13 protein-coding genes are annotated in these 15,484 nt (G+C 69.7%); 7 read left to right on the top strand and 6 right to left on the bottom strand.

Annotation, left to right across the window (positions count from 1 at the left end; translation table 11 throughout):
• The first annotated feature begins 67 nt into the window (after positions 1-67).
• Positions 68-532, top strand: a complete 465-nt coding sequence (locus tag OHB44_RS29735; RefSeq protein WP_330438933.1) for a VOC family protein — start codon at positions 68-70, stop codon at positions 530-532.
• On the opposite strand, the gene OHB44_RS29730 is transcribed toward OHB44_RS29735, so the two are convergent.
• Positions 519-827, bottom strand: a complete 309-nt coding sequence (locus OHB44_RS29730; protein ID WP_238687712.1) for a 4a-hydroxytetrahydrobiopterin dehydratase — start codon at positions 825-827, stop codon at positions 519-521. The genes OHB44_RS29735 and OHB44_RS29730 overlap by 14 nt on opposite strands.
• Positions 828-1,010: 183 nt before the next feature.
• Between OHB44_RS29730 and OHB44_RS29725 the strand changes: the two genes are divergently transcribed.
• Positions 1,011-1,454 (top strand): (deoxy)nucleoside triphosphate pyrophosphohydrolase, encoded by a 444-nt coding sequence (locus tag OHB44_RS29725; RefSeq protein ID WP_238687711.1) that lies wholly within the window; start codon positions 1,011-1,013, stop codon positions 1,452-1,454.
• 201 nt (positions 1,455-1,655) lie between these two features.
• On the opposite strand, the gene OHB44_RS29720 is transcribed toward OHB44_RS29725, so the two are convergent.
• The 5 genes from OHB44_RS29720 to OHB44_RS29700 form a co-directional block, all read right to left on the bottom strand.
• Positions 1,656-2,720, bottom strand: a complete 1,065-nt coding sequence (locus OHB44_RS29720) for a succinate dehydrogenase/fumarate reductase iron-sulfur subunit (RefSeq protein ID WP_238687710.1) — start codon at positions 2,718-2,720, stop codon at positions 1,656-1,658.
• On the bottom strand, positions 2,717-4,645 hold the full coding sequence (locus tag OHB44_RS29715) for a fumarate reductase/succinate dehydrogenase flavoprotein subunit (protein WP_238687709.1): 1,929 nt from the start codon (positions 4,643-4,645) through the stop codon (positions 2,717-2,719). The genes OHB44_RS29720 and OHB44_RS29715 overlap by 4 nt, the downstream gene beginning before the upstream one ends.
• A 12-nt stretch (positions 4,646-4,657) precedes the next feature.
• Complete coding sequence (locus OHB44_RS29710; RefSeq protein WP_112583731.1) at positions 4,658-5,464, bottom strand: hypothetical protein; 807 nt, start codon at positions 5,462-5,464, stop codon at positions 4,658-4,660.
• Positions 5,465-5,709: 245 nt separating this feature from the next.
• Positions 5,710-7,116, bottom strand: coding sequence for a TldD/PmbA family protein (locus tag OHB44_RS29705; protein ID WP_442932634.1), 1,407 nt, complete (start codon positions 7,114-7,116; stop codon positions 5,710-5,712).
• Positions 7,117-7,298: 182 nt separating this feature from the next.
• The gene (locus tag OHB44_RS29700) at positions 7,299-8,735 is read right to left on the bottom strand and encodes a TldD/PmbA family protein (RefSeq protein WP_330438932.1); all 1,437 of its coding nucleotides are present in this window, start codon (positions 8,733-8,735) and stop codon (positions 7,299-7,301) included.
• Between the two features lie 605 nt (positions 8,736-9,340).
• Between OHB44_RS29700 and OHB44_RS29695 the strand changes: the two genes are divergently transcribed.
• The 5 genes from OHB44_RS29695 to OHB44_RS29675 all read left to right on the top strand — a co-directional run bounded on the left by OHB44_RS29695 (position 9,341) and on the right by OHB44_RS29675 (position 15,450).
• Positions 9,341-10,405: an ABC transporter ATP-binding protein gene (locus OHB44_RS29695; RefSeq protein ID WP_330441293.1), complete on the top strand. Its 1,065-nt coding sequence runs from the start codon at positions 9,341-9,343 to the stop codon at positions 10,403-10,405.
• Positions 10,406-10,460: 55 nt separating this feature from the next.
• Positions 10,461-11,549 carry an ABC transporter ATP-binding protein gene (locus OHB44_RS29690; protein WP_330438931.1) on the top strand — a complete coding sequence of 363 codons (1,089 nt, stop codon included), beginning with the start codon at positions 10,461-10,463 and terminating at the stop codon, positions 11,547-11,549.
• Positions 11,546-12,553 (top strand): ABC transporter permease, encoded by a 1,008-nt coding sequence (locus OHB44_RS29685; protein ID WP_238686719.1) that lies wholly within the window; start codon positions 11,546-11,548, stop codon positions 12,551-12,553. Before OHB44_RS29690 ends, OHB44_RS29685 begins: the two co-directional genes overlap by 4 nt.
• Positions 12,554-12,564: 11 nt before the next feature.
• The gene (locus tag OHB44_RS29680) at positions 12,565-13,551 is read left to right on the top strand and encodes an ABC transporter permease (protein WP_238686720.1); all 987 of its coding nucleotides are present in this window, start codon (positions 12,565-12,567) and stop codon (positions 13,549-13,551) included.
• A gap of 156 nt (positions 13,552-13,707) precedes the next feature.
• Positions 13,708-15,450: an ABC transporter substrate-binding protein gene (locus tag OHB44_RS29675; RefSeq protein ID WP_238686721.1), complete on the top strand. Its 1,743-nt coding sequence runs from the start codon at positions 13,708-13,710 to the stop codon at positions 15,448-15,450.
• Positions 15,451-15,484: the final 34 nt, after the last annotated feature.

The following is a 15,484-nucleotide window of genomic DNA, read 5'->3' as shown; positions in this document are numbered from 1 at the left end:
TCTTGGTCCACGCCCCTCGTCCGAGGATCGTGAATGGGCCAGCGAAAACCAAGCGAAAGGCTCCGACATGAGCGTTGACGACTACCTGAGCGACCTGCCTGGAGGAGGCGTGAGCGCGATGCGGGTAACCGGTTTCGACCACCTGGTGCTGACCGTCGCCGACGTGGAACGGTCCCTGGACTTCTACTGCGGCCGGCTCGGGCTGGCGCCGGTGCGGGTCGACGAGTGGCGTGCGGGCACCGTCCCGTTCCCGTCGGTGCGGATCAGCCCCGACAGCATCATCGACCTCGTCCACGGTGAGCCGCAGGGCGCGAACGTGGACCACTTCTGCCTGGTGGTGGCACCACTGGACTGGGCGCAGGTGATCGATTCGGGGGTCTTCACGGTGCTGACCGGGCCGGTCAGCCGGTTCGGCGCGCGCGGTTCGGCGACCTCGATCTACGTGCGGGACCCGGACGGCAACTCGGTGGAGCTGCGCTGGTACCCGCAGGACGCCGGATCGGATTCGGAGACGGTCGTCAGGCCTCGGTGACCGCCCGGTAGGCGTCCTCGATGCGGGCGGCCAACAACACCTCGCCCTCGGTCAGCGGGTCGCCGCTGCCGTGCCCGACCCGGATCTGGGTGCTGTCGGCCCGGCGGCTGATCTCGGGCCGCAGATGCAGCGCATCCGCGACGACCTTGACCCGTTCAGTTAGTGCGGCGTGTTGGGTATCGTCGATCACGAGCGTTCGTCGGATCTGCTCGCCCTCGCGCGTCCAACCAGATAGCAAGGTCAACGCGTCGGAAAGGTAGTCGTGCTTGGCCCTGCTGCTGAACAGCACGCGCATCACCGCACCCCCCAAGCGCCGTTGCCGGCTTGTGGCCAAATCGTCGCCATCCCGTGTCTTGTCGGTGTCTCCTAGTCTCTCGCTGCTCGGAGGGGGTGTCCACGCCCACACTTCCGTGTCTTATTGGCCTAGCGGACGGCTACGGTACCCAAACCGCCGATTGATCTGGCACCCTGGACGCCCGTGCGGACCGAACGGGCGAATGATGGCGGGCAGGCCGAACGACGGGACCTGAAGGTGATCGTCGGTGCGGCGATCATCCGGGATGGGCGAGTGCTCGCCTGTGCGCGTTCCGCACCACCCGAGGTAGCGGGCATGTGGGAGTTTCCGGGCGGAAAGGTCGAGCCGGGGGAGGCCGAGACCGACGCGTTGATCCGGGAGTGCGCCGAGGAGTTGGCCGTACGCGTCGAGATCGGCGACCGGGTCGGCCGCAACGTACGGATGGCGCACGGCCGCTCGGTGCTCAAGGTGTACGCGGCCCGCCTGCTCGGCGGCGACCAGCCACAGGCGCTGGAGCACGAGGCGCTCCGCTGGCTCACCGCCGACGAGTTGGACTCGGTCACCTGGCTCCCCGCCGACGCCCCCATCGTGGCCGCCCTCCGCCCCCTCCTGCTCACCTCACGTTGATCATGAAGTTATTGCCACCGGCGGCGGCGTGTCGTGGCAATAACTTCATGATCAACGGGGGCGACGGGGGGTCGGGGGCGACGGGGGGTCGGGGGCGGCGGGGGCCGGGGGCGGACGTGGGGCGGGGGCGGACGTGGGGCGGGGGCGGACGTGGGGCGGGGGCCGTGGCTGTCGCCACGGCCCCCGTCTCTGTTCAGGTGGTTAGTGCTTGTTGTCCTGCTCCGGGTGGGCGAAGTTGAGGTGCTCCGGAGGCAGCGGGAAGGTCACGTCGTCGCCGAACGGCGACGGCGCGGCGGCCCGGTCGAAGGTGAGTTCGGTCAGCGGCAGCTTGCCCCGGTCGTCGACCGCCGGAGCGGTCGGGTGGGGCACCTCCCGGTGCCAGTTGACGCCGCTCTGCGCCTGCGCCTCAGCCCGCGAATCGTGGGAGCCACCCGCGTGCGAGTGCACCCCACCCCGGGCGGAGCCCGGGGTCGCCGAGCCCTGACGGGCGGTGGTCACGCTGGTCTGGGGCGTCTCGCCCCGACGGAAGATCTTGCTACCAAGCCACACAAGGGGATCGTACCTGCGGTCGACGACCCGTTCCTTCATGGGGATGATCCCGTTGTCAGTGATCTTGATGTGCTCGGGGCAGACCTCGGTACAGCACTTGGTGATGTTGCAGAAGCCGAGGCCCTGTTCGGCCTGCGCGTACTCCTTGCGGTCGGTCCGGGCGTCCAGCGGGTGCATGTCCAGCTCGGCCGCCCGGATGAAGTACCGCGGGCCGGAGAACGCCTGCTTGTTCTCCTCGTGATCGCGGATCACGTGGCAGACCGTCTGGCACAGGAAGCACTCGATGCACTTGCGGAACTCCTGCGAGCGCTCCACGTCGACCTGCTGCATCCGGTAGTCACCCGGGGCCACGTCCGCCGGAGGAGCGAACGCCGGGGTCTCCCGAGCCTTCTCGTAGTTGAACGAGACGTCGGTGACCAGGTCCCGGATGATCGGGAAGGTGCGCAGCGGGGTGACAGTGACGGTCTCGTCGTCGCCGAAGGTCGACATCCGCGTCATGCAACCCAGCCGCGGCTTGCCGTTGATCTCCATGGAGCAGGAGCCGCACTTGCCGGCCTTGCAGTTCCACCGGCAGGCCAGGTCGGGCGCGTCGGTGGCCTGCAGGCGGTGGATGACGTCGAGGACGACCTCGCCCTCGTTCACCTCCACCATGTAGTCCTGGAGGTCACCGCCGCTCTCGTCGCCCCGCCAGATCCGGAACTGACGCTTCCCGCTCATCGGTTGTCCGCCTCTCCAGCGTCGGCAACGAGGGCGTCGAAGTCGGCGATCTCCTCGTCGGTGAGGTACTTGGCCAGCTCGGCCCGGTCGAAGAGGCCGATCAGCTCCGGCCGCATCTTCGGCAGCGGCTTGCGGGTCAGCTGCACTGTGTCGCCGTCCAGCGCGCAGACCAGGTTGACCTGCCGCCACTTCGGCTCCATCGCCGGGTAGTCCTCCCGGGTGTGCCCGCCGCGCGACTCCTGCCGCTCCAGCGCCGCCTTCGCCGTGCACTCCGAGACCACCAGCATGTTGCGCAGGTCCAGCGCGAGGTGCCAGCCCGGGTTGTAGCGTCGGCCGCCGGCCGCGCTCACCTTGGCCACCCGCTCACGCAGCTCGGCGAGCCGGACCAGCGCGTCGGCCAGCTCACCCTCCCGGCGGATGATGCCCACCAGGTCACCCATGACCGCCTGGAGGTCCTGCTGAAGGGTGTACGGGTTCTCGCCGGTGTCCCGTTGCAGCGGCGCGAGGGCGGTCTCCACGGCCGCCTCGACCTCGTTCACCGCCACCTTCGGCCGGGCGGTCAGCCCGTCGGCGTAGCTGGCCGCGTGCCCGCCCGCCCGCTTGCCGAAGACCAGCAGGTCGGACAGGGAGTTACCACCGAGTCGGTTGGAGCCGTGCATGCCACCGGAGACCTCACCGGCGGCGAACAGCCCGCGTACGTGGCCGAAGGCGGCACCCGAATCCGGGTCGACCTCGACGCCGCCCATCACGTAGTGGCAGGTCGGCCCGACCTCCATCGGCTCGGCCGTGATGTCGACGTCGGCCAGCTCCTTGAACTGGTGGTACATCGACGGCAGCCGGCGGCGGATCTCGTCGGCCGAACGTCGGCTCGCGATGTCCAGGAAGACGCCACCGGCGGGGGAACCCCGGCCGGCCTTGACCTCGCTGTTGATGGCGCGGGCCACCTCGTCGCGGGGCAGCAGCTCCGGCGGGCGTCGGTTGTTGTCCGGGTCGGTGTACCAGCGGTCCGCCTCCTCCTCGGTCTCCGCGTACTGCTTGCGGAAGACGTCGGGGACGTAGTCGAACATGAACCGCTTGCCGTCGGAGTTCTTCAGGACGCCACCGTCACCACGCACCGACTCGGTGACCAGGATGCCCTTCACCGAGGGCGGCCAGACCATGCCGGTCGGGTGGAACTGGAGGAACTCCATGTTGATCAGCGTCGCCCCGGCGCGCAGCGCCAACGCGTGCCCGTCCCCGGTGTACTCCCAGGAGTTCGAGGTGACCTTGTAGGAGCGTCCGACGCCGCCGGTGGCCAACACGACCGCCGGCGCCTCGAAGAGGATGAACTCGCCCGACTCGCGGTAGTAGCCGAACGCGCCGGCCACCCGGTCACCGTCGAGCAGCAGCTCGGTGATGGTCGTCTCGGAGAACACCCTGATCCGGGCGTCGTACGAGCCGAACTCCCGCTGGTCCTCCTGCTGAAGCGAGACGATCTTCTGCTGGAGGGTGCGGATCAGCTCCAGGCCGGTCCGGTCGCCCACGTGCGCCAGGCGCGGGTACTCGTGGCCACCGAAGTTGCGCTGCGAGATCTTGCCGTCCTTGGTGCGGTCGAAGAGCGCACCGTACGTCTCCAGCTCCCAGATCCGCTGCGGCGACTCCTTCGCGTGCAGCTCGGCCATCCGGAAGTTGTTGAGGAACTTGCCGCCGCGCATGGTGTCGCGGAAGTGCACCTGCCAGTTGTCCCGGCTGTTCACATTGCCCATCGCGGCGGCCGCGCCGCCCTCGGCCATCACCGTGTGCGCCTTGCCGAACAGCGACTTGGAGATGATCGCGGTCTTCTTGCCGGCCAGCCGGGCCTCGATCGCCGCGCGCAGACCGGCGCCGCCGGCCCCGATGACGACGACGTCGTAGTGGTGTCGTTCGATGCGAGTGGTTGTGGTCATGTCAGGGGCCCTTTAGTTGATGAACCGCAGGTCGGAGAACCAGCCGGCCGCGAGCGCCATGATGTAGAAATCGGCCAGCGCCAGGGTGCCGAGGGTGATCCAGGCGAGCTGCATGTGCCGGACGTTCAACGCCGAGACGAACGTCCAGGCCTTGTACCGCACCGGGTGCTTGGAGAAGTGCTTGAGCCGGCCGCCGATGATGTGCCGGCAGGAGTGGCAGGAAATCGTGTACGCCCAGAGCATCACCACGTTGAGCAGCAGGATGATGTTGCCCAGCCCGAAGCCGAAGCCCTTCGGCGAGTGGAAGGCGAGGATCGCGTCCCAGGTGTTGATCAGCGAGATGATCGCGGCGGCGTAGAAGAAGTAGCGGTGCAGGTTCTGCCCGAGCAGCGGGAAACGAGTCTCACCGCCGTACTCCTTGTGCCCGTCCGGGACGGCGCAGGCCGGCGGCGACAGCCAGAACGACCGGTAGTACGCCTTGCGGTAGTAGTAGCAGGTGAGCCGGAACAGCAGCAGGAACGGCAGGGTCAGCGCGGCGTCCGGGATGATCCACCAGCCGGGCAGGAACCGGCCGAAGTGCGAGGCTTCCTCGACACACCGGTCGGTCACGCACGGGGAGTAGAACGGGGTCAGGTAGTGGAACTGGTCCACCCAGTACCACTTGTGCATGAAGACCCGGACGGTCGCGTACGCGACCCAGGCGCTGAGCCCGATCACGGTGATCAGCGGGGCGAACCACCATCGGTCGGTACGCAACGTCTTCGCCGCGATGGCGGCGCGCGCCCGCGCCCCCCTCGGCCTCGTTGCCGTTGAAGTCATTCGAGTCGTCTCCTCGACGGGCCCGTACGGGCGGGCTGGTCTCTCTCCGGTCGGCACGCGGACCGGCGAACCCGCACCCGCTGCCACGTCATGCGCACACCAACGACCACGCCGGATCGACCGACGCAGCTAAGTGACACACGTTACGCCGATCTCCGCGAGCCGTCCGCGCAAGGGAGTGGTCCGTGTGTCTGGCCTGCGGAAAAGCCCTCGACGCGCCGGTTTGGCGCCCCCGGTCGAGAACGTCAGCCGGAGGCTCCTCCGGTGAAGTGCCAGGACGCCAGCCGCAGCGACGGCGCCGCCCACCAGGCACCGTCCACCCGGTCCGGTTGGCGCACCGCTCGCGCCCCCAGCCCGAGCACCGCCCCCGGCCCGAGCGCCCGCGGGTACGACTCGGTGAACCGCAGGTCACGGACCGCCCGGACGACAGTGCCGTCCTCGATCAGCCAGACGCCGTTGCGGGTCAACCCGGTGACGACGAGGCTCTTCGGGTCGAGCACCCGGGTGTACCAGAGGTCGGTGACCAGCAGCCCTCGGCGTACGCCGGCCACCAACGCGGCGGTGTCCGCGTCGACGACAGCCCCGGCCGCCGCGCCGGTGGTGCTCCGGCCCACCGCACTGGCCGGACCCGCCACCGCGCCGGTGAGCCGCAGGTTGCGCGGCATCGGGCCCCAGGTGGCACCGCCCGCGACCGCGTGCCCGGTGGACTCCACGCCCGCCTCGGCGGCGGTGCGGCGATCGTGCGCCACCGCGCGGGTGGTGCCCGCCTCGACCAGCGTCAGCGCCCGCCGGCCGGTGCCCTCCGCGTCGAAGGGCAACCCGGACCCGCCCAGCGGGTCGTCCACCACTGTCACCGCCCGGTCGAACTGGGCGGCGCCCGGCTCGGCGAACGACTGCCGCTCGGCGTACCGCTTGCCGTTGAAGCCGTAGAAGGACAGGTTCTGCAGGAGGTCCGCCACGGCGGCCGGCTCGAACACCACCTCGTAGTGCCCCGGCGGCAGCTCGACCGGGTCGGCCGCCGCCTGCGCCTTGGCGGCCGCCTGCGCGCCCAACTCGGCGCCGTCGAGGTCGGACAGCCGGTCGGCGCTGCGCCGGGCCACCCCGTCCGCGCCATCGCGGCGGGCGATGCCGTCCATCGCCGCCTCCACCGAGCGCCCGTACGCCGAGTGCCCGGCCGAGTTGGCGAACGCCGACGAGCGGTGCGCGGTGCGGCAGTAACCGGCGGTGCTCAGGCCCCCGGCGGCGGCCACGAACGCCCCCACCCGATCGGCCCGCTGATCCGGCTCGGCGTGCGCGGTGGCCTCGTCGACGGGCGGGGCGTCCGGCGTGGGCATGGGCGGGGTCAGCCCCGGCCAACCCGCGTCGGGCGGGCAGAGCCGCGCCGCGGCCAGGGTGCGCTCCACCAGGGCGGACAACCCGTCGGCGGTGACCACGCTGCCGCCACCGGCAGCCGTCCGTCCGTCGACGTGAACCCGCAGCCGGACCCCGACGGTCGACTCGGAGACGTTCTGGTGGATGCCCGAGTTGGCGAACCGGGTCAGCGCCAGGTCCGCCCGCGTCACCACCGCCTCGGCCTGCGCGGCCGGCCCGCCAAGACGCCGAACCAGCTCCACGACCTGCCCCGCCAGCTCGACCTCGCTCCTCGCGCTCACGCTGCGCCGCCTTTCGTTCGCGACTGCGGGGCTCGCAAGCCCGGCTCGCTCCTCGCGCTCACGCTGCGCCGCCTTTCGTTCGCGACTGCGGGGCTCGCAAACCCGGCTCACTCCTCGCGCTCACGCTGCGCCGCCTTTCGTTCGCGACTGCGGGGCTCGCAAGCCCGGCTCGCTCCTCGCGCTCACGCTGACACCCCCACACGGACGTTGCGGAAACGGGCCGGCGCGGCCGGGTGGCCGGTGTGCCCGACCTGGCCGGGTTGGCCCTTGCCGCAGTTGGGCGTCCCCCAGGAGACCGTCTCGCTGGAGAGCATGTCCATCGAACGCCAGAACAGCGGGCCGATCCCGGTGTACGTGGGGTTGCGCAGCATCCGCCCCCGCCGCCCCTTCTTGATCTCCCAGCCGACCTCGCAGCCGAACTGGAAGTTGAGCCGCTTGTCGTCGATCGACCAGGACCGGTTGAGGTCCATCAACACGCCGTCGTCGGTGGCCGCGATGATCTCCTCCAGCGTGTGTGGGCCGGGTTCCAGGCCGACGTTCGTCATCCGCACCATCGGCAGGCGGGCCCACCCGTCGGCTCGTACGCTGCCGCCGTAGTCGAGGCTGGCCATGGCGGCGGAATCCCGGCCGGCGAGCACACCCACCCACCGACCGTCGCGGACCGCGTCCCGCTTGACCGCCGGGGAGCCCTCGTCGTCGAAACCGAAGCTGCCCAGCGCCCCCGGGATCGTCGGGTCGATGGTGATGTTCATCAGCTCCGAGCCGTACCGCAGCGAGCCGAGTTGGGCCAGGTCCAGCCAGGACGTGCCGGCGAACGCCGCCTCCCAGCCGAGGATCCGGTCCAGTTCGATGGCGTGCCCGACCGACTCGTGAATCTGCAGGGCCAACTGCTCGCCGCCGAGGATCAGATCCGTCTCGCCGGCCGGGCAGACCGGCGCGGTGAGCAGCGCCCGGGACTCCTCGGCGATCTGCGCGGCGTGCGCGGCCAGATCCAGCGACTCGACCAGCTCCCACCCCGTGGTGCCGTACTGGCCGCGGTAGCTCGGCCAGGAGCGACGCTGCGTCTCGCCGTCGCCGATCGAGGTGGCCGAGATGCCGCCGCCGCACTCGCGGATGCGCTGGTCGATCCGGTGGCCCTCGCTGGAGACGAACCACTTCGCGGTGTCCCAGATCTGGTACAGGCCCTCGGCCAGGTCAGCGCCGTGCTCGGCCATCGTCCGGGTCGCGTCGACAAGCAGATCGCCCTTGTCCGACAGGGGCACCCCGAGTGGATCGATCTGGCAGCCGGAGGCCCAACTCGCGGTGACCGCCTGGACTGGCACCAGGTCGACCGAGGGGCCCGGCACCCGTGCGCTCGCCATGGCGGTCCGCGTCGCGCGCCGGCCGGCGTCGCGGGCGGCGGCGTCCGACAGATCGGGTACGGCGTGGAAGCCCCAACTCGCCCCGACCAACGCTCGGACCCCGAGCCCGATGCTCTCGTCCTGGGTCAGCTCCTCCACGTCACCGTTGCGCGCGGTCATCGACTCGTAGCGGCGGTGCATCACCCGGGCGTCGGCGTACCGGGCGCCCGCGTCGAGGGCGGCCTGGACGGCGGCGGTGGCCGCGTCGAACTCGGTCATGGACCGACCCTAGGCCAGCCGACCGACACCCGTCAGGCCAGCAGATCCTCCGGTCGAATGGTGCCCCGCACCGGATCCGTCGCCCCGCCGCTTCGGAACCGCAAGATCGCGCAACATCCTGGTTGTAGTGGTCTCGGCGCGTCGGCGATGCCACTAGATCCTGGTTCGAGCGTGACCTTGGTGGCGGCGGGCGCACCAAACCCCACTCCTACTCGCGGGGGCGGTGTTCGTCGTCAAGATCCGCGCAATATCGGAGATGTTGCTGTCTCCTCGCGTGTCGGCGGCAGCAACATCGGGGAAGTTGCGGAGATCTTGGCGCGGTGCGCGGTGCGCGGTGCGCGGTGCGCGGTGCGCGGTGCGCGGTGCGCGGTGCGCGGTGCGCGGTGCGCGGTGCGCGGGGCGCGACATGAATGGGTGTGGATGGCGAGGTGACGGGGGTGCGGCGCCGATGCCGACTCGTTACGCTCGGGCCCGCTGACACGTGCCGGCTTTGTAGCTTATTTTCACCCTCGGGACTTTGCTGTAAGTTCTCTTCGTCACTGAGGGAGGTGGCCGTGGACAGCTCGGAACCCTCGCCGTCCGGGGACCCGGACGACCGTCCCGCCGTGCCGGCGCAGCGCTCCGACCAGGACGCCTACCTGCGGGTGCGTGATCTGCGGGTCCGGTTCGACACCGAGGACGGCGTGGTGCGCGCTGTCGACGGGGTGTCGTTCGCCGTCGAGCGGGGCCGCACCCTGGGCATCGTCGGTGAGTCCGGCTCCGGCAAGAGCGTCACCTCGCTGGCGATTCTCGGCCTCCACGATCCGAAACGGACCACCATCAGCGGGGAGATCTCCGTGGGTGGCCGGCAGGTGGTCGGCCTCGCGGACGATGAGGTACGCCGACTACGTGGCCGGGACATGGCGATGATCTTCCAGGATCCACTGTCGGCGCTGCACCCGTACTACACGGTGGGCCGGCAGATCGCCGAGGCGTACCGGGTGCACCACCCGAAGGCCAACCGGCGCGAGGCCCGTCAGCGGGCGGTCGACATGCTGGACCGGGTCGGCATTCCGCAGCCGGCGCGCCGCTTCGACCAGTACCCGCACGAATTCTCCGGCGGCATGCGCCAGCGGGCGATGATCGCGATGTCCCTGGTCAACGACCCGGCGCTGCTGATCGCCGACGAGCCGACCACCGCGTTGGACGTCACGGTGCAGGCGCAGATCCTGGACCTGCTCGCCGACCTGCAGGCCGAGTTCCACTCCGCGATCATCCTGATCACCCACGACCTTGGCGTGGTCGGCCAGGTCGCCGATGACGTGCTGGTCATGTACGGCGGGCGGGCCGTCGAGCGGGGCAGCGTCGAGCAGGTGCTCCGGGCGCCGCAGCATCCGTACACCTGGGGGTTGCTCTCCAGCGTGCCGTCGCTGCACGGCGACGCGGACGCGGACCTGGTGCCCATTCCCGGCAACCCGCCCAGCCTGATCAACCTGCCGTCGGGCTGCGCGTTCCACCCCCGCTGCCGGTACGCGGACCGCGCCGGCAGCCGCTCCCGCACCGAGGTGCCCGAGCTGCGCCCGGCGGGGGAGGGCGATTCGACCGGCCACCTCGTCGCCTGTCACCTGAGCGCCGAGGAACGCGCCACGTTCTACGCCGAGGAGGTCGCACGAGTGGGGGTGGCTGTGTGAGGGCGAGGAACGCAGCGCAGCGGAGTACCGCAGTCCCGAACGGAGGACCGTGGAGATGACCGATGAACCACTGCTGCGGGTACGCGGCCTGAGCAAGCACTTCCCGGTACGCCAGGGGCTGCGCGCCGCCGGCCTGGTGCGAGCGGTCGACGGGCTCGACTTCGACGTGCGCCCGGGCGAGACGCTCGGCCTGGTGGGGGAGTCGGGCTGCGGCAAGACCACCACCGGTCGGATGCTGGTGCGGCTGCTGGAGCCGACGAGCGGCAGCATCGAGTTCGACGGGCGGGACATCACGCACGCCGGCCGCCGGGAGTTGCGCCCGCTGCGCCAGGAATTCCAGATCATCTTCCAGGACCCGTACGCCTCGCTGAACCCTCGGCACACTGTGGGCCGGATCGTGGCGATGCCGCTACAGGTCAACGGGATCAAGCCGCAGGGTGGGATCAAGGCCCGCGTGCAGGAGTTGCTGGAGCTGGTCGGGCTGAACCCGGAGCACTACAACAGGTACCCGCACGAGTTCTCGGGTGGTCAGCGTCAGCGCATCGGCATCGCCCGCGCGTTGGCCCTGCGGCCGAAGCTGATCGTCGCGGACGAGCCGGTGAGCGCGCTGGACGTCTCGATCCAGGCGCAGGTCGTCAACCTGCTGCGCGACCTGCAACGGGAGCTTGGCCTGGCCTTCGTGTTCATCGCGCACGACCTGGCCGTGGTCCGGCACTTCTGCCAGCGGGTCGCTGTCATGTACCTGGGTCGGATCGTGGAGATCGGCGACCGGGCGGACATCTACGAGCGCCCGCAGCACCCGTACACCCGGGCGTTGCTCTCGGCGATCCCGGACGTCACCCAGCTCGGCCCGGCGGGGCGGATCCGGCTGACCGGTGACGTGCCCACCCCGCTGGACCCGCCGTCGGGCTGCCGGTTCCGTACCCGCTGCTGGAAGGCGCAGGACATCTGCGCCACCGAGGAGCCCGCGTTGATCCCGCGCGACGGCGGTTCGCAGGCCACCGCGTGTCACTTCCCCGAAGGGGAAGCGGCCGGCACGGGCCCCGAAGGGGAAGCGGCCAGCGCGAGTCCCGAAGGGGAGGCGGCCAGCACGAGTCCGGGGTCGGCGGAGTCGACTGCGGCGGTCGAGGAGGTGTCGTCGTGAGCCTGTCCCCGGTGGAGGGTGTCGCGCTGGCCGAGATCGAGTCCGGTGGCGACGAGGGCGGAGCCGCGACCAAGGGCGTCGTCGGACGCTCACCCGGTCAGCTCGCCTGGCTGCGGCTGCGCCGTGACCGGACGGCGATGGTCAGCGGCGTACTCCTGGTGTTCTTCATGCTGTTGGGGTTGGCTGCCCCGCTGATCGAGATGGTCTACGGGATCGGCCCGCGGGAGCAGTTCCAGAACATGCTGGACGGCTTCGGCATGCCGCTGGGGTACGCCGGCGGGGTCAGCGGCGAGCACTGGTTCGGTCTGGAGCCGGGGCTGGGCCGGGACATCTTCATCCGGCTGATCTACGGGCTGCGGACCTCGCTGTTCATCGCGTTCGCGGCGGCTCTGATCACCGCGACGATCGGGATCGTGCTGGGCGCGCTCGCCGGTTACCTCGGCGGCTGGCTCGACGCGGTGATCAACTGGATCACCGACCTGACCCTGGCCATGCCATTCCTGATCATCGCGCTGGCGCTCACACCCACCATCACGCTGCGCTTCTACGGTGAGCGGGGGCAGGTGTCGTCCGCCTTCGGGGTGGGGGTGCTGATCGCCGTCTTCGCCATCTTCGGCTGGACCAGCACGGCCCGCCTGGTCCGGGGGCAGGTGATCGCTCTGCGCGAGCGGGAGTTCGTGGAGGCGGCCAAGGCCAGTGGCGCCGGGCTGGGGCACATCATCTTCCGGCAACTGCTGCCGAACATCTGGGCGCCGATCCTGGTGTCGTTCTCCCTGGCGGTGCCGCAATTCATCACCAGCGAGGCGGCGCTGTCGTTCATCGGCGTCGGCCTCAGCGACGAGACGCCCAGCTTCGGCCGAATGATCTACCGCAGTCTGGACTTCCTCCAGACCGACCCGGCGTACGTGTTCTTCCCGGGCATCACGATCTTCGCGCTGGTGTTCGCCTTCAACCTCTTCGGCGACGCGTTGCGGGACGCGCTCGACCCGAAGTCGTCCCGGTAGGGGTCAAAATCATGGCGCGGTTTCTGCTCAAGCGACTCTTCTCCGCCACGCTGACCCTGTTCGCGGTGAGCGTGTTGACCTTCCTGATGTTCTTCGCCCTGCCGCGCGACCCGGTCAGCAGCATCTGCTCCAAGAACTGCAACCCGGAGCGGCTGGAGCGGGTCCGCGACGACCTGGGCCTGAACGACCCGCTGATCAGCCAGTACGCCGGCTACATGAAGGGCATCGTGACCGGTCGGGACCTGGGCAGCGCCCAGGGTGGCCGGTGCGACGCGCCCTGCCTGGGCTGGTCGTACGTCACCAACGAGGCCGTCTCGGACACCATCGCCCGGGTGCTGCCGGTGACGCTGAGCATCGTGATCCCGGCGGCCATCCTCTGGTTGCTGCTCGGCGTGGGGCTCGGCATGGTGTCCGCGCTGCGTCGGGGTACCTGGCTGGACCGGCTGGCGATCGGCTTCTCGCTGACCGGCGCGTCGTTGCAGCTGTACTTCGTGGGTGCGGTGCTGCTGCTGGTGTTCGTCTACAACCTGCGGCTGCTGCCGGTGCCGAGCTATACGTCCCTCTTCGACAATCCGGCGAAGTGGGCCAGTGGGCTGGTGCTCGCCTGGGTGGCGCTGGCCTTCCTCTTCTCGGCCATCTACGCCCGGTTGTCGCGGGCCCAGATGTTGGAGACGTTGTCGGAGGACTTCGTCCGGACCGCGCGGGCCAAGGGCCTGGCCAAACCCAAGGTCTACGGGCGACACGCGCTGCGCGCGGCGATCACTCCGGTGGTGACCATCGCCGGGTTAGACGTGGGCGGGGCGCTGGGCGGGACGGTGATCACCGAGACGACGTTCGGCATCCAGGGGTTGGGGCGTACGGCGGTGGACGCGGTGCGCTCGGGCGACCTGCCGACAATCATGGCCACAGTGCTGATCGCCGCCGTCTTCGTGGTGGTGGCGAACGTGCTGGTGGACCTGCTCTACGCGGCCATCGACCCCCGGGTGCGGCTGCGCTGACCTGTCAAGGTCCAGCGTGTGACCGGCCGCTGGGCTGTGGCGAAATTTATCGACAACTGTTACACAACTCGTAGGTTTTCTTCCTTACGATCCTCGGGACGTCGGCGGTTCTCGCCCCGACGAAATCGCACGGCACATGGGTGGAGGGGGTACTTCATGAGACCACGCGTGGCGGTTGCCGCAGGCGGCGCGATCGCACTGGTTGTGGCATTGGGTGCGTGCTCGAAGAACACGGGCGAGGGCACCACTGTCGACACCGAACGGCAGCAGACCGGGGTCATCGCTACCGACCCCAAGGACTCGCAGGGGCCGGCGGCCGAGGTGAGCGGCGCCGCGAAGGGTGGCACCTTCACCATCATCCGGGAGTCGCCGATCTCCCACCTCGACCCGCAGCGGACGTACTCGTTCGCCGGTCTGATGGCCAACCCGCTCTTCGCCCGCTACCTGACCACCTGGAAGGACGACGGCAAGGGTGGCCTGGTGCTGGTGGGCGACCTGGCCGAGACGCCGGGCAAGAACGTCAACAACGACTGCAAGGTCTGGGAATTCACCGTCAAGGACGGGGTGAAGTTCGAGGACGGTCGACCGATCACCTCCAAGGAGATCGCGTACGGCATCGCCCGGTCCTTCGACCCGGACCTGTCCGGCGGCCCGACCTACATCCAGGAGTGGCTGGCCGACACCCCACAGTTCGACACCAAGTGGGACTTCAAGAAGAACAAGACGTCGCTGCCGCCCGGTCTGAGCACGCCGGACGCCAAGACGCTGCGCTTCGAGTTCGCCAAGCCCCGCTGTGACCTGCCGTTCGCGGTCTCGCTGCCGACCACCGCGCCGCTGCCGGCCGACAAGGACACCGGCGTCGACCTGGACAAGCAGCCGTTCTCGTCCGGCCCGTACAAGGTCGCCAAGAACCAGGTCGGCGTGCAGATCACCCTGGACCGCAACACCAACTGGGACCCGAACACCGACCCGGTCCGGCACCAGTACCCGGACCAGTTCGTCTGGAGCTTCGGCCCGACCGCGGACGCCGCCAACAACCGGGTGATCGCCGACAACGGCGCCGACCAGAGCGCGCTCGCCTTCAACACAGTGCCCGCCTCGCTGGTCGCCAAGGTGGCCGGGGACGCCACGCTCAAGTCGCGCAGCATCCTCTCCCCGACCCCGAGCGCCAACCAGCTCGTGATCAACAACCAGCGGGTCACCGACCTGAAGGTCCGTCAGGCGCTCAACTACGCCATCGACCGCGAGGGCTTCATCAAGGCGATGGGCGGGCAGACCGTCGCCGCGCCGCTGACCACGCTGATGCCGCCGGCCACCATCGGCTACAAGGCGTACGACGCGTACCCGGCGGGCGCCAACGGCAACGTCGACAAGGCCAAGGAGTTGCTCGGCGGAAAGACTCCGGAGCTGGTCCTCGGCGTCGCCGACAACTCCACCGAGCAGCAGCAGGGCGCCCAGCTCAAGGCCAACCTGGAGCGGGCCGGCTTCAAGATCACGCTGCGGAACATCTCCGACGACGCGAAGCTCGACGAGATCAAGAAGAAGAACAACCCCTGGGACCTGTACATCGGCAACTGGGCGGCTGACTGGCCGAGCGGAGCCTCGATCCTGCCGGTGCTCTACGACGGCCGCACCATCAAGGCCGAGGGCAACAGCAACCAGGCCTACTTCAACGACCCGGCGATCAACACCGAGATGGATCGCATCTCGGCGCTTCCCGCAGCCGAGCAGGGCCCGGAGTGGGCCAAGCTCGACGAGCGGATCATGAAGGAGCACGCGCCGGTGGTGCCGCTCTTCGTCGACGTGGCCTACAACGTGCACGGGTCCAAGGCGGGCGGGGTGTTCATCTCCAGCGTCTTCGGCTACCCGTCGTTCGTGAACGCGCACGTCAAGCCGTAAGTCACACCGCAGACCAGGAGGGTCCCCTCCCGAC

It is taken from the genome of Micromonospora sp. NBC_00821 (genome assembly GCF_036347035.1).
Taxonomy (GTDB): Bacteria; Actinomycetota; Actinomycetes; order Mycobacteriales; family Micromonosporaceae; genus Micromonospora; species Micromonospora hortensis.
Note: the sequence above shows the minus strand (reverse complement) of the source record. Positions and strands in the feature narration are given on the sequence as shown.

Coding starts and splice junctions, on each gene's coding strand:
- OHB44_RS29730 (WP_238687712.1), bottom strand. CDS start 827: ATGCGCGTGCTGTTCAGCAGCAGGGCCAAGCACGACTACCTTTCCGAC.
- OHB44_RS29720 (WP_238687710.1), bottom strand. CDS start 2,720: ATGAGCGGGAAGCGTCAGTTCCGGATCTGGCGGGGCGACGAGAGCGGC.
- OHB44_RS29675 (WP_238686721.1), top strand. CDS start 13,708: ATGAGACCACGCGTGGCGGTTGCCGCAGGCGGCGCGATCGCACTGGTT.
- OHB44_RS29690 (WP_330438931.1), top strand. CDS start 10,461: ATGACCGATGAACCACTGCTGCGGGTACGCGGCCTGAGCAAGCACTTC.
- OHB44_RS29700 (WP_330438932.1), bottom strand. CDS start 8,735: ATGACCGAGTTCGACGCGGCCACCGCCGCCGTCCAGGCCGCCCTCGAC.
- OHB44_RS29680 (WP_238686720.1), top strand. CDS start 12,565: ATGGCGCGGTTTCTGCTCAAGCGACTCTTCTCCGCCACGCTGACCCTG.
- OHB44_RS29715 (WP_238687709.1), bottom strand. CDS start 4,645: ATGACCACAACCACTCGCATCGAACGACACCACTACGACGTCGTCGTC.
- OHB44_RS29710 (WP_112583731.1), bottom strand. CDS start 5,464: ATGACTTCAACGGCAACGAGGCCGAGGGGGGCGCGGGCGCGCGCCGCC.
- OHB44_RS29735 (WP_330438933.1), top strand. CDS start 68: ATGAGCGTTGACGACTACCTGAGCGACCTGCCTGGAGGAGGCGTGAGC.